The 20,710-nt window shown below is 41.4% G+C and carries 18 protein-coding genes; all 18 read left to right on the plus strand.

Going from position 1 to position 20,710, the window contains the following annotated elements; all coding sequences use genetic code 11:
* The 18 genes from pyrE (at position 1) to HXT60_RS02870 (ending at position 20,561) form a co-directional block, all read left to right on the plus strand.
* Positions 1 to 693, plus strand: a complete 693-nt coding sequence (gene pyrE, locus HXT60_RS02785; protein WP_004115202.1) for an orotate phosphoribosyltransferase — start codon at positions 1 to 3, stop codon at positions 691 to 693.
* Between the two features lie 127 nt (positions 694 to 820).
* Entirely contained in the window at positions 821 to 1,765 is a 945-nt protein-coding gene (locus tag HXT60_RS02790) for a hypothetical protein (protein ID WP_248911999.1), read from the plus strand.
* 135 nt (positions 1,766 to 1,900) lie between these two features.
* Positions 1,901 to 2,464 (plus strand): elongation factor P, encoded by a 564-nt coding sequence (gene efp, locus HXT60_RS02795; protein WP_004115197.1) that lies wholly within the window; start codon positions 1,901 to 1,903, stop codon positions 2,462 to 2,464.
* A gap of 163 nt (positions 2,465 to 2,627) precedes the next feature.
* Positions 2,628 to 3,158 carry a transcription antitermination factor NusB gene (nusB, locus tag HXT60_RS02800; protein ID WP_004111768.1) on the plus strand — a complete coding sequence of 177 codons (531 nt, stop codon included), beginning with the start codon at positions 2,628 to 2,630 and terminating at the stop codon, positions 3,156 to 3,158.
* A gap of 230 nt (positions 3,159 to 3,388) precedes the next feature.
* A complete protein-coding gene (carA, locus tag HXT60_RS02805) occupies positions 3,389 to 4,603 on the plus strand; it encodes a glutamine-hydrolyzing carbamoyl-phosphate synthase small subunit (RefSeq protein ID WP_014554606.1) in 1,215 nt (404 codons plus the stop codon).
* A 29-nt stretch (positions 4,604 to 4,632) separates the two neighbouring features.
* Positions 4,633 to 8,028 (plus strand): carbamoyl-phosphate synthase large subunit, encoded by a 3,396-nt coding sequence (gene carB, locus HXT60_RS02810; protein ID WP_116437790.1) that lies wholly within the window; start codon positions 4,633 to 4,635, stop codon positions 8,026 to 8,028.
* A gap of 3 nt (positions 8,029 to 8,031) precedes the next feature.
* Positions 8,032 to 8,931: an orotidine-5'-phosphate decarboxylase gene (pyrF, locus tag HXT60_RS02815; protein ID WP_004111765.1), complete on the plus strand. Its 900-nt coding sequence runs from the start codon at positions 8,032 to 8,034 to the stop codon at positions 8,929 to 8,931.
* A gap of 22 nt (positions 8,932 to 8,953) precedes the next feature.
* On the plus strand, positions 8,954 to 9,571 hold the full coding sequence (gene gmk, locus HXT60_RS02820; RefSeq protein WP_065189661.1) for a guanylate kinase: 618 nt from the start codon (positions 8,954 to 8,956) through the stop codon (positions 9,569 to 9,571).
* Between the two features lie 109 nt (positions 9,572 to 9,680).
* On the plus strand, positions 9,681 to 9,965 hold the full coding sequence (gene rpoZ / locus HXT60_RS02825) for a DNA-directed RNA polymerase subunit omega (RefSeq protein ID WP_004111763.1): 285 nt from the start codon (positions 9,681 to 9,683) through the stop codon (positions 9,963 to 9,965).
* A gap of 113 nt (positions 9,966 to 10,078) precedes the next feature.
* Positions 10,079 to 11,305: a methionine adenosyltransferase gene (metK, locus tag HXT60_RS02830; protein ID WP_248911562.1), complete on the plus strand. Its 1,227-nt coding sequence runs from the start codon at positions 10,079 to 10,081 to the stop codon at positions 11,303 to 11,305.
* A 25-nt stretch (positions 11,306 to 11,330) separates the two neighbouring features.
* On the plus strand, positions 11,331 to 13,781 hold the full coding sequence (locus HXT60_RS02835; protein ID WP_421791347.1) for a primosomal protein N': 2,451 nt from the start codon (positions 11,331 to 11,333) through the stop codon (positions 13,779 to 13,781).
* A 46-nt stretch (positions 13,782 to 13,827) separates the two neighbouring features.
* Positions 13,828 to 14,952 carry a shikimate dehydrogenase family protein gene (locus tag HXT60_RS02840; protein ID WP_421791349.1) on the plus strand — a complete coding sequence of 375 codons (1,125 nt, stop codon included), beginning with the start codon at positions 13,828 to 13,830 and terminating at the stop codon, positions 14,950 to 14,952.
* On the plus strand, positions 14,949 to 15,848 hold the full coding sequence (rapZ, locus tag HXT60_RS02845; RefSeq protein ID WP_009994741.1) for an RNase adapter RapZ: 900 nt from the start codon (positions 14,949 to 14,951) through the stop codon (positions 15,846 to 15,848). Before HXT60_RS02840 ends, rapZ begins: the two co-directional genes overlap by 4 nt.
* Before the next feature lie 175 nt (positions 15,849 to 16,023).
* Positions 16,024 to 16,962, plus strand: coding sequence for a DNA-binding protein WhiA (gene whiA / locus HXT60_RS02850; protein WP_004111755.1), 939 nt, complete (start codon positions 16,024 to 16,026; stop codon positions 16,960 to 16,962).
* 215 nt (positions 16,963 to 17,177) lie between these two features.
* Complete coding sequence (locus HXT60_RS02855) at positions 17,178 to 18,383, plus strand: phosphoglycerate kinase (RefSeq protein WP_014554603.1); 1,206 nt, start codon at positions 17,178 to 17,180, stop codon at positions 18,381 to 18,383.
* Between the two features lie 105 nt (positions 18,384 to 18,488).
* Positions 18,489 to 19,286: a triose-phosphate isomerase gene (gene tpiA, locus HXT60_RS02860; RefSeq protein WP_020759502.1), complete on the plus strand. Its 798-nt coding sequence runs from the start codon at positions 18,489 to 18,491 to the stop codon at positions 19,284 to 19,286.
* A gap of 59 nt (positions 19,287 to 19,345) precedes the next feature.
* On the plus strand, positions 19,346 to 19,594 hold the full coding sequence (gene secG, locus HXT60_RS02865) for a preprotein translocase subunit SecG (RefSeq protein ID WP_004115170.1): 249 nt from the start codon (positions 19,346 to 19,348) through the stop codon (positions 19,592 to 19,594).
* 130 nt (positions 19,595 to 19,724) lie between these two features.
* Positions 19,725 to 20,561 (plus strand): HAD hydrolase family protein, encoded by an 837-nt coding sequence (locus HXT60_RS02870; RefSeq protein ID WP_421791351.1) that lies wholly within the window; start codon positions 19,725 to 19,727, stop codon positions 20,559 to 20,561.
* Positions 20,562 to 20,710 lie beyond the last annotated feature (149 nt).

Consider the following 20,710-nt stretch of genomic DNA (forward strand, 5'->3'; position numbering starts at 1 on the left):
ATGGCAGAATTAGACGAACGTTTTACAAAGTTTTTGCTTGATTCAGGCGCACTTAAATTTGGTGACTTTACGCTAAAATCTGGTCGTCAATCACCTTATTTTATTAACGCTGGAGCTTTTGACGACGGAATGAAAATCGCGAGCTTAGGAGCATACTACGCTCAGCGCGTTGTTGCAGCAATCGAAGATGGCAAACTTCCGCAAGACATTGATACTGTTTTTGGTCCTGCTTATAAGGGTATTCCTCTGGCAGTTTCTACGGCAATGGCTTTGACGAATAATCACAATATGCCTGTTGGTTTTACTTTCGATCGCAAAGAGCGAAAGGACCATGGCGACGGCGGAATTATGGTTGGAAAACCGTTAAAAGACGGCATGAAAGTTCTGTTAGTTGACGACGTGATGACCGCTGGAACCGCAGTTCGCGAAACTTTGCCAAAGCTTAAAGCAGAAGCAAATGTGCAAGTTGTAGGCTTGATTTTGGCAGTAGACAGAATGGAACGCACGAAAGATAGTGAGCTTTCTGCAGTAAAAGCAGTAGAGCAGGAGTTTGGATTCCCAGTTTTGCCAATTGCTAACGTGCGTGAAATTTTTGCTGCAGCACAAAAACTTACTAATAATGATGGAAGCGCTGTTATGGATGAGAATTTAGCTGCTCGAGCTGAAAATTATTTGCGAGAATATGGTGCGTAAATTGTTTGTGCAATATAGACTTATACAATTATAGACTTATATAATCAAGCAATTATATAAGTCATGTATGAGTTGTGTTCTTGCTATTTTATTCATACATAGGTTTGTTAAACAGGAATGGCGGATTATGAAAGAGGACAATAACGAATATCAGGATTTGAATGATATAGCTTCATTTAATAATCCGCCTGAGTATGAGCAAGATGTCATTTTTGATCGGTCTAGTAATGATTCAAACAGATCATTATTAAGCGATAAGAAAGCTATTGCAGTGATTATATCTATTTCACTTACTGCAGTGGCAATTGTTATCGGAATATGGTTGTCTTTGTTTGCGAATAGTTCTAAGAGTAATATAAACGCGGGCGAGCCATCTAAAAAGTGCGTGCAGTTGCGTACACAAGTTCTTTCAGCTAAAGCTAATCTTAAAAAAATTATTTCAAGCCAAAACGTGCATGATGCTTCTGAAATAAAATCTTCCGATTTTGATGCTGATTTTGATTCAGTTAAGGATGCTGTTGACGATTTTCAATCTTCCTTAAATTATGCCAATGATGATTTGAAAAATGATATTTCAGATTGTCCAGTTGGAGCCAGTTCTTACGATTCACCATCAGTCGAAAATAAGCTTTCCAACCAGTTGGATACTTTGAGTAAAGATGCTGATTCGCTTAAAAAATCTTCTGATAATCTTTTAAAAACAAGCAGAACTTCTTTTGGCGATCAATTGTTAAATCTTGTTAAAAAAGCTAGAGAGCTTGTAGAAAAAGCGAAAGATTTGCCTATTTTAGCTGTTGCTTCTAAAAGTCTAGAAAATGCTATTAATGATGCTGGTAATGCTCTTGCTAAAAGCAGCAATAATTATCAAGAGTTAAGACAGTCTTATCAAAAAATAAAAGCTGTTATAAGCCAGTACGAAGATAGAATTAAAAAAGTGAGCGATAGATTTTTAAGTAGAGATGGCAATGGGTATCCTTTTGATGCTCCACATCCTCAGGATGATCAAGGTGGCTATATTCCAATGGGTCGTAGTCAAAACTCAGAGTCGTCGGAACAAAACGATCAAGAGTAACGAATAATCGCGTTAAATGCGTGTTGTTATTTTAGTTGTTATTTTAATTAGTTGACGCTTTGTGGCATAATAAGCAAGGTTTATTTCTTAGCTGTGTATATTGCAGCTTTAATTAACGAAAGAAACGGATAACTCGTGGCACAGACTACCAATGATATTAAAAATGGATCGGTTTTGAACCTTGAAGGTCAGCTTTGGACCGTTATCAAGTTCCAGCATGTTAAGCCAGGTAAAGGTCCTGCTTTTGTGCGTACCACCATTAAGAACGTGCTCTCGGGCAAGATTGTCGACAAGACTTTTAACGCCGGCATGAAAATGGAGTTCGAGACCGTTGATAATCGCACTTTGCAGTACTCTTATGAAGATGGCGATAACTTCGTCTTTATGGATATGAACACTTATGATCAGGTTTATATTCCTAAGGACTTAGTTGGTGAACAAAGCAAGTATTTGCTTGAAGGCACTGATTGCATTGTAAGTTTCCATGACGGCACTCCTTTGAGCGTTGAGCTTCCAGCTTCTGTAATTTTGACCATCACTCACACTGAACCTGGTTTGCAAGGTAACCGTTCTAACGCTGGCACTAAGCCTGCAACCGTGGAAACCGGTGCTGAAATCCAGGTTCCACTCTTCGTGGGTGAAGGCGAAAAGGTGAAGGTCGACACTCGTGACGGCTCTTACCTTGGTCGTGAAAACTAATTAAATTTTTTGTATAAAGCGACTCGGCGGCGATTCTTGTTGCTGAGTCGTTTTATTTTGCAATAGCTATTTTGTGCAATATTTGATATATATTGATGTAAGTTTAATTCTTGTAGACTTTAATGATCTATAAGACTATGTAGTTTGATAGAAAGACGATACTATGGCACGTTCCACCGCTCGCAAAAGGGCTTTGAATACGCTGTATGAAGCAGATGAAAAGAATCAAAATATTCTTTCTTTGCTTGAAGAACGTTTGAAGGAGCCAGGTGCGCAAACTCCTCTTCCAGATTATGCTGTTGATATTATTCGAGGAGTTGGTGAACGTAGAAATAGGATTGATAAGACATTGAATCGTTATTCTACTGGCTGGAAAGTCGGAAGAATGGCTGTGATTGATCGTAATATTTTGCGAATAGCCGTATGGGAGATTCTCTTAAACGACGAAGTTCCAGATAAGGTAGCTATCGATGAGGCTATTTCTCTCGCAAAAATGTATAGTGATGATGATGCTATTGCGTTTATTCATGGCTTGTTAAGCGCGATTATGGCAGACAAAGAAGCTTGCTTAGCAAAGTTTAATGGTGAGGCATCTGCGGAAGATACTGCTGGAGAAGTTAATGAAACTGAAGCAGCTGATTCTTCAGATGTTGAACAATCTTCTAATGAATTTAATACTGATTCTGTTGAGTGAATTTAAAATTGCGTATAATCCGTTTAGTGCAGTAGCGTTAAGCGGATTTTTTTTATTATGAATTCGTAATAATGAATTCGTAATAATGAATTCGTAATAATGAATTCGTAATAATGAATTCGTAATAATAATTTGCATTGAGAAATTGTTGATAGCTATTATCGGCGCGTCGCCGTCCGCCAATCTGAGTAGACTTGCCACGAATAACCTAAAGCCATAAGGGGGTTAAGGTGGGCTATAACGACACCTTCGCCGGATTCGGCACTGATGATGCAGTATTAGTATTGGAAGACGGACAAGTTTACGTTGGTAAACCATTTGGCGCAAAAGGTTCTACGCGCGCTGAAATCGTGTTCTCTACAGGAATGACTGGTTACCAAGAAACGCTTACTGATCCAAGTTATGATCAACAAATAGTTGTTCAAACGTTCCCACACATAGGAAATACGGGAATTAACAATGAAGACCCAGAATCTTCAAAAATATGGGTTGCAGGATACGTGGTAAAAGCTCCAAGCCCTATTGTTAGCAATTGGAGATCCACTGGTTCCTTGGAAGATGATTTAGAAAAACAAGGGATAGTAGGAATCAGTGGTATTGATACGAGAATGCTGGTACGACATTTACGCTCAGTTGGCGTTATGCGTGCCGGCATTTTTTCTAATGAAGCACTGATAGACAAATCTACTGGAGCAATTCGCACAGTTGCGTCTTTTGTGAATGAGATTAAACAAACTCCTCAAATGCAAGGCTTGCGACTAACTGACGAAGTTAGCACGCAAGAAGCTTATACGATTGAGCCTTGTGGAGATTATGAGGGCAAGGAGCCTCTTTACACTGTTGTAGCTGTGGACTTTGGTATAAAAGCCATGACTCCGCATCGTTTGGCACAGCGTGGATGCCGTGTGCACGTTGTAAGCTCCTCAATAAGCTTTGAGTCACTTCAAGCACTTAACGCAGATGGCGTGTTCTTCTCGAATGGACCAGGTGATCCTGCTCAAGCAAATCGAGAAGTGGAATTATTGCGTAACGTGTTAGACGCAGGATACCCATTCTTTGGAATATGCTTTGGAAACCAGCTTTTAGGTCGCGCGCTTGGGTTTGGAACGTACAAGCTTAAGTTTGGTCATCGTGGCATAAATCAGCCTGTAAAAGACGTGACTACTGGAAAAGTGGAAGTTACTGCTCATAATCACGGATTTGCTGTAGATGCTCCTATTGGTGAGACTATCCAATCGCCTTACGAAAATGGCCATTTTGGTCGCGTAATAGTGTCTCATGTAGATCTTAACGACAATGTTGTAGAAGGCTTGCAATGCCTTGATATTCCAGCTTTTTCTGTGCAATATCATCCAGAAGCAGCCGCAGGACCTCATGATGCATCGTACTTGTTTAACCGCTTTGTAGAACTTATGCAAAATCACAAGAATAAAAGCGAAAAATAGTAGGTATAAAGGGATAAAAGGAATTTATAATGCCAAAACGTGCTGATATTAAATCCGTAATGGTTATTGGTTCTGGTCCAATCGTAATTGGTCAGGCTGCAGAATTCGACTACTCTGGAACGCAAGCTTGCCGAGTCCTTCACGAAGAAGGAATCCGCGTAATTCTTGTAAACTCTAATCCTGCTACTATTATGACGGACCCAGAGCTTGCAGACGCAACATATATTGAGCCAATAGACACGGCAATTTTGGAGCGCATTATTGCTAAAGAGAAGCCAGATGCGCTTCTTCCAACATTAGGTGGTCAAACTGCTCTTAATGCCGCAATGGACTTGGGTCGTGCAGGAATCTTAGAAAAGTATAATGTAGAGCTTATTGGTGCATCTCTTGAGGCAATCGACCGCGGAGAGGACCGTGAGCTTTTCAAAAAAGTTGTTGAAAAAGCTGGGGCAGAAAGTGCAAAATCCTTTATTGCTCACTCAATTGAAGAAGTAGACAAAATTGTTGAAACACTAGGGTACCCAGTTGTTGTGCGTCCAAGCTTCACAATGGGAGGTTTAGGCTCTGGAATTGCTCACAATCAGGAAGAATTACACCGCATTGCAGGAGCAGGCATTCACTATTCTCCAACAAACGAAGTGCTTATTGAAGAAGGCATTGAAGGTTGGAAGGAATTTGAGCTTGAGCTTATGCGAGATTCCAAAGACAATGTTGTTGTTGTGTGCCCAATCGAAAATGTTGATCCTGTAGGCGTTCACACAGGCGACTCGATTACAGTTGCTCCATGCTTTACGCTAACAGATCGCGAGTATCAAAAGATGCGCGATATTGGCATCGCGATTATTCGAGGTGTTGGCGTTGACACTGGCGGATGCAATATTCAGTTTGCAATCAATCCTCGAACTGGTCGCATTATCGTAATCGAAATGAATCCGCGAGTTTCGCGTTCTTCTGCGCTAGCATCTAAAGCAACTGGTTTCCCGATTGCAAAAATCGCTACAAAACTTGCCCTCGGATACACTTTGGACGAAATTCAAAACGATATTACGCGTTCAACTCCTGCAAGCTTTGAGCCAACGATTGACTATGTTGTAACTAAGATTCCGCGCTTTGCTTTTGAAAAGTTCCCTGGAGCAGACACTACGCTTACAACTTCTATGAAGTCAGTCGGCGAAGCAATGGCTTTGGCTGGAAATTTCCAGGAATCTCTTGGAAAAGCAATGCGATCAATTGATAAACGTCACGCTTGCTTTAATTGGGACGGCGAGCGCCCAAGTAAAGAAGAAGTTGCTAAGCTTCTTGAAGAAATTCATACTCCAACCGAGCACCGCTACTTGCAAATTCAGCGCGCGCTCTGGGGTGGGGCTACGCCTGAGCAGATTTTTGACGCAACAAAGATAGACCCATGGTTTGTTGAGCAGCTTTCGTTAATCAATAAAACAGCTTTAGAGGTTCGTGAAGCAGAAAATTTGACGCCAAAAGTGTTAAAGAATGCTAAGCTTGCTGGTCTTTCGGATGTTCAAATTGCGCATTTGCGTAATCTTGGCGACGAAGGCGAAAACATGGTTCGAGAGCTTCGCTGGGCGTATGGATTGCATCCTGTTTACAAAACGGTTGACACGTGTGCTGCCGAGTTCGACGCTGTAACACCTTACTACTATTCTTGCTACGCTGACGAAAGCGAGCTTAAGCCACGCGATCGTGAAGCTGTAATCATTCTTGGCTCTGGTCCAAACAGAATAGGTCAGGGTATTGAGTTTGACTACACTTGCGTTCATGCTGTGCAAGAGCTGGGTAAGGATTACGACACAATTATGGTCAATTGCAATCCTGAAACAGTTTCTACAGACTACGATATGTCGGATCGCCTTTACTTTGAGCCGCTTACTTTTGAAGACGTGCTCGAAATTTACCAAGCAGAAAAGAAGCTTGGTCCAGTAAAAGGTGTTATTGTGCAACTTGGCGGCCAAACTCCACTTTCGCTTGCAGCGCGCCTTAAAGCTGCAGGAGTTCCAATTTTGGGCACTACGCCTGAGGCTATTGATTTGGCAGAAAATCGCGAGCTTTTCGGTGAGGTTCTTCGTCAAGAAGGCATGAATGCTCCGCGCTACGGAACTGCATTAAGCCTTGAAGAGGCTAAAGATGCTGCTCACGCAATTGGTTACCCTGTTCTTGTGCGACCAAGTTATGTGCTTGGCGGTCGAGGAATGGAAATCGTGTACGATGATGCTCAGCTTGCAAAATATGTGGATCGTGCTTTACAGGAAGCTCAAGCAGACACTGTTGTTTCTGGTCGTTTGCCTTCGCCGCTTTTGATTGATAAATTCCTTCAGGACGCTATTGAGATTGATGTTGACGCACTTTACGACGGCAATGAGCTTTATATTGGCGGAATTATGGAGCATGTTGAGGAAGCTGGCGTACACTCTGGTGACGCTGCTTGTACTCTTCCTCCAAGCACGCTTTCCGACGATCAAATTCGTAGACTTCGCGAGGGCACGCTTTCGATTGCTCGCGGATGCTCAGTTCGTGGTCTTATTAATGTGCAATATGCTTTTATGGCAAACACTTTGTACGTAATTGAGGCGAATCCTCGAGCATCTCGTACTGTTCCGTTTGCGTCTAAAGCTACGGGAGTTGCTCTTGCTAAAGCTGCTGCTCGAATTATGGCTGGGGAAACAATCGCACAGCAGCGAAAGCGCGGTCTTCTTCTTCCTAAGGGAGATGGTGGAGATATTCACCCAGGCCAGCAAGTTGCTATTAAAGCTTCCGTCTTGCCTTTCAAACGTTTCCGCACGCCTGTTGGTCGCACAGTCGATATTTTGCTCGGACCAGAGATGCGCTCTACTGGAGAAGTTATGGGCTTTGACCGCGACTTCCCACATGCTTTTGCTAAGAGTCAGCTTGCAGCGTACAAGGGCGGTTTGCCTACAAGCGGCAACGTGTTTGTGTCTGTAAGTGATGCAGATAAAAGACAATTGCCGCTACTTGCAGTGCGCCTAGTAGAGCTTGGATTTACGATTTGGGCTACAGAAGGTACGGCATCTGTTCTTAGACGTTACGGCATTGATTCCGTTATTGTTGATAAGCTTTCTAGCCTTGGCGACACGGCGAAGGATGTGCGAAATGACGTGCCTTCGCATGAAAGAATCGGCAAAAACGTGGTTGAGCTGATTGAGAATGGTAAGATTGATATGGTGTTGAACACGCCGAATTCCAGAGGGTCGCGTACAGATGGTTATGCTATTCGTGCAGCTGCTGTTGCAGCAGACCTTCCGCAATTCACTACAATTACGGAGTTTGCACCAGTTCTTATGGCTATAGAAGCCGTTAAGAACAACGATTACCAAGTGATGAGCATTCAGGAGCATGCAAAGCAACTGTTTGCAATCGAGAAGGCAGAAAACGAAGAAAGTCGGGCTTAATACATGACCGAAAGCATACGAGAGCAGGAATTGCAGGCGCAAAGATCCGATTTTGGATTGCGTCTAAAAAACGCTATGGCAAAATATGGGCCATTATGCGTTGGCATAGATCCGCACCGCAAGATGCTGCTTAATTGGGGATACAAGATGGATGCTCAAGGAGCAGAATTGTTCTCCATGCGTATGCTTCAGGCCATGAACGGCAGAGCTGCTGCCGTAAAATTCCAGTCGAGCATGTTCGAGCGTTACGGGTCTAAGGGGTTCGCGGCGCTCGAACGAGTGCTGTATGCTGCAAGACAAATGGACGTAATTACTATTGTTGATTGTGGTCATGGTGGTTTGTCTACAACAATCTCTGCGCTTGCCGACGCATACTTTAAGCCAGATGCGCCTCTTCTTACTGATGCTATTACACTTCTTCCGTATTACGGAGCTAGGTCAATGGGTGGGTTGATTAATGAGGCTCTTAATAATGGCAGGGGCGTGTTTATTGCTTCTCTAACGTCTAATCGCGAAGGCGCTAGCTTGCAAACTGCTATTCGTCAGACTGGTTCCTACCGCGGCACAACTGTTGCTCATGGTATTGCTCAAACTGCGCAAATTTTTAACAATAATACAAAGGGCATGGGTTCTGTTGGCTTAATTGTTGGAGCCACTATTGGAGATTGGATGAATGGCGGTGGAATCGATTTAACGAGTTTTACTGGTCCTATTCTTTCTCCAGGTTACGGTTGGCAGGGAGCGGAAGCTAACGATTTGAAAACGGTTTTTGCTGGTACGCATGGAAATGTTTTAGTAACAGTTTCTAGGTCTATTGCTTCTCATGGTCCAGATATTGGTGCATTATCTACTGCAACTGAACGAATAGCTTGGGATATTCGTCAAGCTTTAATGGATTCATAAAAATTATCTAAGAGAGTCAAATATGGTTAGTTTAAACGATACACAGAGTATGCCAGTCGCTACTAAAAGGCGTTTGATTGTTCTTACTGGTCCTACTGCAGCTGGTAAGGGCACTGTTGAGGGAGTATTGCGCGAAAAACATCCTAATATTTGGCTTTCTGTTTCTGCGACTACCAGAAAACCTCGTTATGATGAGTTTAATGGAATTCATTATTGGTTCATTGATGAAGAAGAGTTTGAGCGCAGGAAGAGGAACGGAGAGTTTCTGGAGACTGCTATTGTTCATGGAATGGCACATTATGGCACTTTAATTCAGCCTGTTTTAGATCATCTTGCTCAAAACGTTCCAACTCTTTTAGAAATTGATCTTCAGGGAGCTAGGAGAGTTAAGCAGGAAGCTTCTAGATTAGGTTTAGAAGTCGTATACGTATTTATTGCCCCTCCTAGCTTTGAGGAGCTTAAGCGTAGACTTATTGGTAGAGGTACTGAAACTCCTGAGCAGCAGGCTAAGCGTTTGCAAACCGCTAAAGTAGAAATGGCTGCGTCTAGCGAGTTTGATTTTGTGATTGTTAATGACGATGCTCAGCGCGCTGCAGATGAACTTTGGAAGATAATAGCTAAAGAATACGATTTAGATTAATTTAAATTAATTTAGATTAATCTAAATGAGTAATTCCTAAATATCCTTGCAATAGCTTACAATAGTCTACTTGGAAACTATTGTGGCACCATAGAATATGGAGAACATTATGGCATTGGGCACTAAGCCAACACCTACGGGACTTGCAAATCCGCCTATTGATGATTTGATGCAGCATGCGGATTCCAAGTATGCGCTTGCCTTGTTTGCCGCAAAACGAGCACGGCAGATTAATTCTTATTTCACTCAGCTCAACGAAGGATTGTTGCAGAACGTCGGTCCTCTTGTTGATTATAGAAACCAGGAGAAGCCTCTTTCTATAGCATTCCGAGAAATTAATAAAGGTTTGCTGGTGGAGAATCTTGGTGAAGATGATATGAATGAGGGAAATTAAGTTTTCTTTACATTTTTAATTGCAGCCGTATTATCCTATGCTTGTTGGTATTGGATATGCGGCTGTTATTGGTTTTAGTGCATAAGTTTTAATTTTTTAATTAAAGGGGAGTTATGTCGGAAGCTAAACTTATTTCTGCAGAATCTGTTACAGAAGGTCATCCTGATAAGCTTTGTGATCAGATTGCAGATGCGATTCTAGATGATATGCTTCGTCAAGATTCTCATGCGCATGTTGCTGTTGAAGTTTGTGCATGCGTAGGACAATTTGTAGTCTTCGGGGAAGTTAGGGGAGAAGTATACACCGACATACCAGGCATTGTTAGAAAAGTTGTACGCGAAGTGGGATACAACAGTTCAACTGTTGGCTTGGATGCTGATTCATGTGGAGTAATGGTATCTTTAACTGAGCAAAGCGCGGAGATAAATCAAGGTGTTTCTAGATTAGATTTAGAATCCGAAAGTATTGCGTCTAAAGAAGATCGTTATAAAAGCCAAGGTGCAGGCGATCAAGGCGTTATGTTTGGATATGCTAGCGATGAGACAGACGCTTATATGCCCCTTACAATATATCTAGCTCATCAGCTTGCCCAGCGCCTATCCTACGTGCGAAAATCTGGAATTGTATCTAAACTTAGACCAGACGGTAAAACACAGGTTACAATCGAATATGATGAATTTGGGAACCCTGTTCGTTTAGATACTGTTCTTATTTCAACACAGCACGACCCAGATGTGAGTCATGATTGGCTTAGAAATCAACTTGTCCAAAACGTTGTAGAGCCTGTTCTTAACAAAGTGTTAGGGAAAAACGTAAATCATAATGATTACAGAATGCTTGTAAATCCAACTGGATCTTTTGTTTTGGGTGGTCCTGCAGCAGATTCTGGTTTAACAGGCAGAAAAATTATTGTAGACACTTATGGAGGGGCTGCACATCATGGTGGTGGAGCTTTTTCTGGCAAAGACCCTAGTAAAGTGGATCGTTCTGCAGCCTATGCTGCGCGTTGGGTTGCTAAGAATCTTGTTGCCGCAGGTTTAGCCCATAAAATAGAGGTACAAGTTGCATATGCGATTGGAATTGCAGAGCCTGTTAGCGTGAATGTAGAAACTTTTGGAACCGAAGCTAATGGAATTACTCGTTCAGATATTTCTAAGATTGTTCGAAAAGTCTTTGATTTACGCCCAGCAGCAATTATCGACGAGCTTGATTTGCTTCGACCAATCTACTCGAAAACTTCTGCTTATGGACATTTTGGAAGAACAGATGTTGATTTTCCTTGGGAAAGACTTAATCGTGTTGATCAGATTAAGAATGAGGTAAAATCTTTAAAAAATTGATTTGAGGATTTAAAAGGATGTGCTAATGCTTGAGCAGCCTTCACTTGATGGTTTAGCGCGCAAACCACGTAGGCGTAAGAAGAGTGATTCAACCCAGAGTCAAGCTGATAATTGCCCTATTGCTCATATTGTGCTGGATGTTCAAGCATCTCATCTCGGTAAAACTTTTGATTACATTGTTAGCAAAGATCAGGATGATTACGCTAAGCCAGGGTGTATGGTCCGCGTCAAATTTGGTACTAGACGCGTAAATGGAATTATTTGGAGTAGGAGTGAATCAAGCACAACACCAATATCTTCATTAAAGTTTATTGAAAAAATTATTCCAATAGGGGAAGTAGTTTCTAAATCTTTTATGGAAGATATTTCTTCAATAGCTGATGCTTATGGTGGAACAAGAGCTAATATTATTAGACTTGCTTTACCTAGAAGAATTGCTGGTGTAGATAAAGAAAATTTGCTGGACGATATTCATTTATCTAAAAGAGTAAAATGGATTAATGAATTACAAAAAAATTTTAGGTCTAATGATACTTGCGCGATATCTCAATACGATGGAGGTGAGAATCTTAGAAAAACAACATATGCTCGTATGATTGCATCCTACAATAATGCGAATCTTCTTAAACAATCCTTAGAAGATGTTCATAAACCGTATTATTTGCATCATGAAAATAGTTCGCTTTCGAATAATTATAAGAATAATTGCAAAGCTTTTCTTATAGATGCCTTACCAGGAGCAATGAGATGGGCTCAGGATTTAGCGTGGATTATTGTAACTGCAATAAGAGCTGGTCGTCAAGTTGCTGTTGTTCTTCCTACAATTCGCGAAGTAAACGATGTTATGCGTGCCCTTATGGTTTATGGTCTTAAACCTTATAAAAAATCGCAGAATCCAAGTGGAACTTTAAGTGGAGATGTTGCTCGTCTTTGCGCATATGATTCTCCAGCAGACAGGTATAGAGCGTGGAGAGCTATAGAAAAAGGAATTGTTCCATGTGTTTTAGGAACAAGATCTGCAATGTATGCACCAGTTGAGTCGCAAGCGCTTTTTGTGATTGTAGAAGATGGCGCATATCAGTACGCAGATGGTATGATGCCTTACGCTCAAGCTAGAGGCGTTATGCGATTGCGCGCACAAAATCATAATGGCGTTTTCATAACAATGTCTTTTGCTAGAAGCGTAATAAGCCAAAACGAATTAAAAGGAAAAAATCTTGCTGCAAAAGTAAGTGGACCTTTAGTTGAAATTAAACCATTTAATACTATTGTTAGTAATGCTTGCCCATGGGTTCGTTTACTTAATTCTGATAACCTTAATAAGATAAATGACCCGAGTGCAGGGTCTAGAATACCGTATACTGCACTAGCGTCGATTAGACAAACTTTAGACGCAAATCTGCCTGTTTTACTTGTTACAGCACAAGACGATACTGTTCAGCGTGCTGCATGCAAAAAATGCCATAGTATGGCTCGTTGTAAGCGCTGTACAGGTCCTCTTGACTTACCTATAGATGGTTCTGCTCCTAAATGCGCATGGTGTGGAAGTGCTGCGATTGGCTGGAAGTGCTCGAATTGTTCTAGTGGATCTAACTTTATCGAGGCTATTCGTGTTGGCGTCAATTTTACCGCCAAGGAAATATTTAAGATTTTCAATGATGTTCCAATTGTTATATCTTCCGCGAAGCAGAAAAGTGGCGTTATAGAGTGGATTGACCAGAAGCCGATGATTGTCATTTGTACTTTAGGAGCAGAACCTCGAGTTTTAAGCTCATCTAAAAATTCTTGCGGAGAATATGGTCTTGTTGCGATTTTAGACGCGTGGACGAGTCTTTACAACACTGGTTTAGATTCTCGAATAGACACTTTGAATGCTTGGATGAAAGCAGCTTCAATGTGTGCGTCAAAAAACAGAGGTGGAAGCGTTCTTATTTTGGGTGAAACTTACGATATTCTCGCTAAATCTTTGGAAGAATGGGATTCATCAATTCTTTCTAAACAAGAGTTGCAAGAAAGAAGTGAAGCACTTCTTCCGCCAACTGTATGTGTCGCAAGAATATGGGGTTTTAGGCAGGCTGTAGTAGATACGCTTAATGCGATTGGCGCAATGAGTGTAGATGTAAGCGAAGATATTACAAAAGTTGTAAGCAAAAATGGTGATTTAGATAGTTCTAGTAATCTTCCAATGTTAAAAGTCGAAACTAAAGATAGTGAATCTGTGGTTTCAGGCGATTCGAGTGAATCCGAATATCTTCCACCTTTACTTGGAATTGTTCCAATGAAGCCTCCTTCAACATTGCACGAGCAAAATTCTCAACGCTTTGAAGAGTTAAACGACAGAGTTAAAGCAGTTGTAAGAGTGCCATTAGAGTATAGAGATGAATTAGTTAATCGTTTGAAAAAAGAATGTGCAAAGCATTTTGCAATGCGAAAAAATGGTGAATTAAAATTTAGTGTGGATCCTAAGGATTTGTAAAATCGCATAAACTTATTAATAAAGACTTATAAATAAAGAGGTTAAAATGGTTGAAAAATGCTACAATTGCGCGGTTTTGGGCAATCCTATATCGCACTCTCTATCTCCAGTTCTACATAATGCTGCATATAAGGCATTGGGCTTAAATAATTGGCATTATGGTAAAGAAAAAGTTAGCGAGGAAGACTTAAAAGATTTTATTGCAAATCTTGACGATTCTTGGAAAGGCTTAAGCCTTACAATGCCACTTAAAAAAACAATTATGAGCCTAGGTGTAGCTTGCGATTATTGGTCTAAAACGCTTGGTGTTGCAAATACTGCTGTGTTTAGTAAAAAGCCATGCTTAGAAAATCCTGAGACGATTGAGCTTTGTAACACAGATGTAAATGGTATTGTAATGGCGTTAATACACTCTTTAAAGTCTCAAATATTAAACGCTAAAAGTGCGGTTATTATTGGCAGCGGAAACACTGCGTCTTCTGCAATGGCAGCTTTAATAGAAATTGCTCAAGGTTCAAAATTGAGTAAAGTTAGTGTTGTTGCAAGATTGCAAAGCGATGGTAAAACTGTTAAAGGCGTTAGTAGATTTAACGATTTAGTAGATAAATATAAATTGGATTTTCCAAATAGCAGAAGAATAGAGCCGTCTAACTTGAATCTTAAAAACAAACGTGGCTACAAGCCTGTTTGCGGTATAGAATTCCCTACTATTGATCCTGAGTTTATAAAAATATCGCAATATATAGAAAAATGTGATAAATCTCACATTCTAGAATCTATTTCTTCGTTGGATGCAATTGAAGCAATTATAAACGCAGATATTGTTATAAGCACTGTTCCTGCTCATATAGCAGACGGATTAGCGCTCGCTTTGTGTGAATATTGCAAGGAAAAGTCAATAAAACATTTAGGAGCTTTGCTAGACGTTGTATATGATCCTCGACCAAGCCAGATGCTTAAAGTTTGGAGAAAATATGGCATGGGTATTGGTGGAGAAGAAATGCTTTTATATCAAGCACTAGATCAAGTAAAACTCATGACTTTTGATTATAGGCATTCAAGTGATGATTCGTGTGATGATTCTTGCATAATCAAACACCAATCTGACAAGGCTACAGATTACGATTACATAAGAAGTTGCATGGAAAAAGCATTGAAGGAGGCGTTATGATCACTGAAAATAGTGAATTCTCGCAGGTGGCAAGCGATTTTGAAGTAATGCTCATTACTGGCATGAGCGGCGCTGGCAGATCTCATGCAGCAAATGCTTTGGAAGACATGGGCTGGTATGTTATTGATAATCTTCCTCCAAAGTTACTCATCCCTCTTGTAGACATGATGACATCTTCTGGATCTAAAGTTCATAAGCTTGCAGCAGTTATTGACGTAAGATCACGCGGATATTTTGATGATTTATTTGTTGTTTTGGGTCATATAGATGATTTAGGCGTAAAAACTCGAATACTATTTTTAGATGCATCTGATTCTGTGCTCATTAAAAGGTATGAGTCAGTGCGCAGACCACATCCTTTGCAGCGCGGAGGAAGACTTATAGATGGTATTTTGGAAGAGCGTGAGCTTTTATGTCATCTTAAAGATTGCGCAGATATTATTATCGATACTTCAAATCTTAGTATTCATCAGCTTTCCACTAAACTTTATGAGGGGTTGCTTGGAAAAGGATCTTCTACAGTATCTGTTCACATTTTTAGTTTTGGGTTCAAGTACGGAATGCCTATGGACGCCGATTTTGTGGCAGATATGCGATTTTTGCCCAATCCATTTTGGATTCCAGAGCTTAGAGATTTAACTGGAAAAGATAAAGCAGTTAGCGATTATGTTCTTAAAAATCCAGCGGCAATAGAATTCTTAGACTATTACGAAAAAGCTCTTCTTACGGCAATTGATGGTTTTGCAAAAGAAGATAAACATTATGTAACAATTGCTGTTGGATGCACTGGTGGTCAGCATAGGTCTGTAGCTATTAGCATAGAGCTTGCAAGAAGACTAAAATTAAGAGGATTGCAGGTTACAGTATCTGCTAGAGAGATGAGATCTAGAACATGATTTAATTTCTCCTATAGGATTATGTAATATAAAAAGCAGAACTATAAAAAGGTAAAATGTCCAAGTCATTGGGTATCACAGAAAGCCGAGCATGTAGGTGTTTTGCACATTGTGCAACGGCATCTTGTATGAATCCCAACGCATACTCTAAGAAGAACAAAATAGGAGGTTTCCCTTGGCTCTTCTTGACGACGTAAAGAACGAACTCGTCGCAAATAATAGTGAGCTACCAGCGGTTGTTATGGCTCAGGCAGCAGCAATGATGCGTTTTGGTGGCGGCTTAAGGCCGGTTAATAATCAGGCTGTGATTCGTGCACAGTTTGATTCTCTAAGCGCAGCGCAATGGCTTGTAGATACGCTTGTGACATGTTTCCAAAGAGAAGCAACGATTTCTCAAACTACTCGTCAGACTCCTACAGGTGTTGTTACTCGTTACGATGTTCTTGTGGAGCGAGGTGCTGCAGCTTTGGCTCTGCAATCAGGTTTGTTGGACCGTCGTATGCATATCGTTGCTGGTCTTGCCCCTGAAATTGTTGGTGGAAGTATTGCGCAGGTTAAAGCTGCGTGGAGAGGTGCTTTCTTAGCTCATGGGGCTATATCCGATCCTGGAAAGGCAAGCTATTTAGAGATTGTTTGCCCAACTCATGAGGCTGCTACAGCGTTGCAAGCAATGGCAGCACGACTCGGAGTTGGTGCAAAGGCGCGCAAAGTTAAAAGCTCTGAGCGTGTTACTTTGAGAGATTCTGACGCTATTGAGCGTATGCTGATTTTGATTGGAGCTCCTCGTTCTGCTCGAGAATGGACTGGTAAGCGTTCTGATGGTGAAGCAAGAGGCAAAGCTAATCGACTGGCAAACTTTGATGATGCTAATATGCGCAGAAGTGCTAAAGCTGCTGCAGAAGCTTGCGAAAAGGTTCGTCACGCTTTCGATGTTCTTGGGGACGATATTCCAGAAAATCTTTTGATGGCAGGAAAGTTGCGACTGCAGCATAGTGATGCAAGTCTAGAAGAACTTGGTCATTTAGCGGATCCTCCGATTACAAAGGATGCTGTTGCTGGTCGTATTCGTAGGCTTTTGCAGCTTTGCGCTAAGGTAGAAAAGTCGCGAATGTAATTGCTTTTTTGACTGAGTATTTATTCGTATTGGCCGCATACTTTGAGTATGCGGCATTTTTTGTAGTTTTTTATTATCTAATTTTGGGCGTGCTTGTTGCGCACATGCGATATAATTGCTCATGGAATTTATAGACGTTTTAGCTTTGCTTTCGTCTTTTTTCTTGTTAAATTCGCCATCATGATTGGTTGAATCATGTTTTGGAAAGGATACCAATGAAGACACTTAAAGATTTGGGAGATTTGAGCGGCAAGCGCGTACTCGTTCGTGCTGATTTTAATGTTCCTCTCAAGGGCACGACTATCACAGACGATGGTCGAATCAAGGCTGCTTTACCAACGATTAAAGCTTTGCGTGAGCAGGGTGCCAAGGTTATTTTAATGGCCCATCTTGGACGTCCAAAGGGTCAGGTTGTTCCAGAGCTCTCTTTGGCTCCAGTAGCGGCTCGCTTAGGTGAACTTCTTGGTGTTAATGTTGTTTTGGCTGCAGATACTTATGGTGAAGATGCTCAGGCTAAGGTAGCTGCCATGAATAATGGCGACGTTGTGTTGCTTGAAAACGTTCGTTTCAACGCTGAAGAAACCAGTAAGGATGCGTCCGAACGCGCTGAATACGCTAAGAAGATTGCTGCTCTTGGAGAAGTTTTTGTTTCCGACGGTTTCGGTGTTGTACACCGCGCCCAGGGTTCAAATTACGATGTTGCTGCCGATCTTCCAGCTGCTGCTGGCTTGCTTGTTGAGAAGGAAGTTAAGGCACTTTCTCGCGCAACCGAAAATCCAGAGCGTCCTTTGACTGTTGTGCTTGGTGGATCTAAGGTTTCCGACAAGCTTGGCGTTATTGAAAACTTGCTTTCTAAGGCTGACCGTCTTGTTATTGGTGGCGGAATGGTGTTCACATTCCTTAAGGCTTTGGGTCATGAAGTTGGTACTTCTTTGCTTGAAGAGGATCAGCTAGAGAAAGTTAAGGGATATATCGAAACTGCTAAGAAGAATGGCGTTGAGGTTGTTCTTCCAACCGATATTGTTGTGAACGCTGGCTTCCCAGCAGGCGATACTCCTGTTGCTCCAGAAGTTGTTCCAGCGGATGCTATTCCAGCAGACAAGATGGGCTTGGATATTGGCCCTGATTCTCAAAAGCTTTTCCACGACAAGATTGTTGATTCCAAGACTGTTGTTTGGAATGGACCAATGGGCGTGTTCGAAGTTGCAGAGTTTGCTGCTGGCACTCGCGCTGTAGCTCAGGGTTTGGTTGATGCAACGAAGAACGGCACTTTCACTATTGTCGGTGGTGGAGATTCCGCTTCTGCAGTTCGTAATCTTGGATTCCCAGAAGATGGCTTCTCTCACATATCCACTGGTGGTGGCGCTTCACTCGAGTTCTTGGAAGGTAAGACGCTTCCAGGTTTGAGCGTGCTTGAGTAAGTGACTTTAAAATATTGTGCCGACTTCGATTTTATAAATTCTTTTTGTAGATCGGGGTCGGCATAATGTTAATTTTATCTTTATAACTAATTCTTAAGGGTGATTATGGTTGTCAATAGGAAACCGCTAGTTGCAGGCAATTGGAAGATGAATTTTAATCACCTCGAAGCCACTCATTTTATTCAAAAATTCTGGTGGCGTCTATGTGATTCTCGCTTCGATTGTAAAAAATGCGATATTGCTCTTATGCCATCGTTTACGTCCTTGAGAAGTGTGCAAGTATTAGTTGAGTCTGATAATCTTCCTATTCTTTATGGCGCGCAAGCAGTTTCCGTTACAGCTCAAGGCGCGTTTACTGGAGATGTTTCTGCAGATATGCTTGCAAGCTTGGGCTGCTCAATGGTGATTGTAGGTCATTCTGAGCGACGTAAGTATCATCCAGAAGATGATGCGAATATTGTTGACCAAGTGCGAGCTGTGCTTGCTGCTGGAATGCAACCTATTCTTTGCGTTGGTGAAAGTTTTGAAGAGCGCAAGCAGGGTATAGAGCTTGATTTTGCAGTTGGACAGGTTCATGACGTTACTCGCGATTTGGATTCTAAGCAGGCAGAGCGTTTGATTATTGCATACGAACCAGTTTGGGCTATTGGAACTGGAATGGTAGCTACAGCACAGTCTGCTCAAGATGCTGCTAAGGCTATTAGGGATGATCTGCAGGAAACTTTCGGGGATACTGTATCACAAAAAGTTAGAATACTTTATGGCGGCTCTGTAACGTCTTCTAATGCAGCAAGTCTTATTTGTGAGCCAGACGTTGATGGATTTCTTATTGGTGGAGCTTCTTTAGACATTGAGGAATTGGCTACTATTGTTCAATTGTCGTCTTACAAAAATCGAATTTAATACATAGGTCAATGGCTTTTACTATGCTTTACAAAGTACTCTAAAACAGGAGGTTACTTGTGTCCGCTGTGAAAATTGTTTTGCAAGTGTTGCTTGTGCTGACCAGCATTTTGTTGACATTGTTGATTTTGATGCACAAGGGCAAGGGCGGCGGTCTTTCCGACATGTTCGGCGGCGGTTTAACGAAGAACGCTGGTAGCTCTGGTGTTGCAGAAAAGAACTTGAATCGTTGGACTGTTATTATAGCGTTGATTTGGGTGGCTGTTATTGTTGCCTTGAATCTTATGACTAAGTTTTCACTTATCTAAGTATTCTTTTAAGCGCGTAGTCGAAAGATTGCGCGCTTTTTATTTTATAAGCAGAGCAGGTGTACATTTTGCTATGCTTTTTAAGATGTTAGAAGATGTTAGACTAATTAAAATACATTAGGTTATTGTTATGCTTCATTTTTCTCCTTCTCTTGTGGTAGCAGATCTTGATGGCACTATGCTTCATGATGCTAATGCTTTTGAAAGCAGATATTTAAGCCAAGAAACTGTTAGCGCTTCTAAGCGTTTGAGTGAATGTGGAATTCCGCTTGCGATTATTACTGCTCGACCTGTTGGAAGTGCTTTTGATTTTATTCACGATTTGAATGCTCAAGTTTGCGCGTACCTTAATGGTGCTCTTATTGATTTTGACTGTGCTCACAGCACGATAGGTGAGCTTACTTCGCAAAGAAGCCTTGATACTCTTACGCGTTTTGGATTTGATTCTCAACATGCTTGTAGTGTGTGTTTGCGCTTGCTTAATGAGATTCCTACGCTTCGCATTGGCATTGTTATGAACGATGTTCGTTACACTAATTTTGATGTTCGTATGCTTTGGAGCGAGCAGGATTTTATTATTACCGATTTTTCTAATGTTCCAAGTGGCGTTGCAGACAAGATTATTATTGTTCCTCGAGAGAGTGAGAAGGAAAAACTTCAGAGCATTCTTCCAAGTGATTTTTCGCTACACATTAGCGAAGATGTTTTGTGGATGCTTACGAATCCTCTTGCAAACAAAGGTCATGCTTTGAACGTTATTTGCGATCGTTTGGGTGTAAAGCCTAGTCGCACAGTCGTTTTCGGAGACGATATTATAGATATAGACATGTTCCGCGCAGGGGGATACGGTGTAGCGGTATCGAATAGTAATCCTCGGTTGCTTGCGATTGCGGACGAGGTTTGTGATTCCAACAACAATAATGGCGTTGCTACCTGGCTTAATTCAAATCTTTTTACTAGATTGTGAATAACCCACCTTTCGTTACCGGCGAAGTTGTGTGACGAATTCTTTCGTAGAGAGTCAAACGGAAAGCTTGGTGACATTATCAGTGAAGAGAAGAAATCTACCATTAAAGTCGGAGCAGCTAAAGATCTCAATGGAGAATACCCATTTTT

Origin of the sequence: Gardnerella sp. KA01002 (assembly GCF_049244015.1) — a bacterium.
Lineage (GTDB): Bacteria > Actinomycetota > Actinomycetes > Actinomycetales > Bifidobacteriaceae > Bifidobacterium > Bifidobacterium vaginale.

Excerpts from the sequence above, each read along its gene's own strand:
- rpoZ (WP_004111763.1), top strand. The coding sequence starts at position 9,681 with ATGGCATTGGGCACTAAGCCAACACCTACGGGACTTGCAAATCCGCCT.
- HXT60_RS02870 (WP_421791351.1), top strand. The coding sequence starts at position 19,725 with ATGCTTCATTTTTCTCCTTCTCTTGTGGTAGCAGATCTTGATGGCACT.
- pyrE (WP_004115202.1), top strand. The coding sequence starts at position 1 with ATGGCAGAATTAGACGAACGTTTTACAAAGTTTTTGCTTGATTCAGGC.
- carB (WP_116437790.1), top strand. The coding sequence starts at position 4,633 with ATGCCAAAACGTGCTGATATTAAATCCGTAATGGTTATTGGTTCTGGT.
- HXT60_RS02790 (WP_248911999.1), top strand. The coding sequence starts at position 821 with ATGAAAGAGGACAATAACGAATATCAGGATTTGAATGATATAGCTTCA.
- HXT60_RS02835 (WP_421791347.1), top strand. The coding sequence starts at position 11,331 with ATGCTTGAGCAGCCTTCACTTGATGGTTTAGCGCGCAAACCACGTAGG.
- HXT60_RS02855 (WP_014554603.1), top strand. The coding sequence starts at position 17,178 with ATGAAGACACTTAAAGATTTGGGAGATTTGAGCGGCAAGCGCGTACTC.
- nusB (WP_004111768.1), top strand. The coding sequence starts at position 2,628 with ATGGCACGTTCCACCGCTCGCAAAAGGGCTTTGAATACGCTGTATGAA.
- pyrF (WP_004111765.1), top strand. The coding sequence starts at position 8,032 with ATGACCGAAAGCATACGAGAGCAGGAATTGCAGGCGCAAAGATCCGAT.
- gmk (WP_065189661.1), top strand. The coding sequence starts at position 8,954 with ATGGTTAGTTTAAACGATACACAGAGTATGCCAGTCGCTACTAAAAGG.
- HXT60_RS02840 (WP_421791349.1), top strand. The coding sequence starts at position 13,828 with ATGGTTGAAAAATGCTACAATTGCGCGGTTTTGGGCAATCCTATATCG.
- metK (WP_248911562.1), top strand. The coding sequence starts at position 10,079 with ATGTCGGAAGCTAAACTTATTTCTGCAGAATCTGTTACAGAAGGTCAT.
- tpiA (WP_020759502.1), top strand. The coding sequence starts at position 18,489 with ATGGTTGTCAATAGGAAACCGCTAGTTGCAGGCAATTGGAAGATGAAT.
- rapZ (WP_009994741.1), top strand. The coding sequence starts at position 14,949 with ATGATCACTGAAAATAGTGAATTCTCGCAGGTGGCAAGCGATTTTGAA.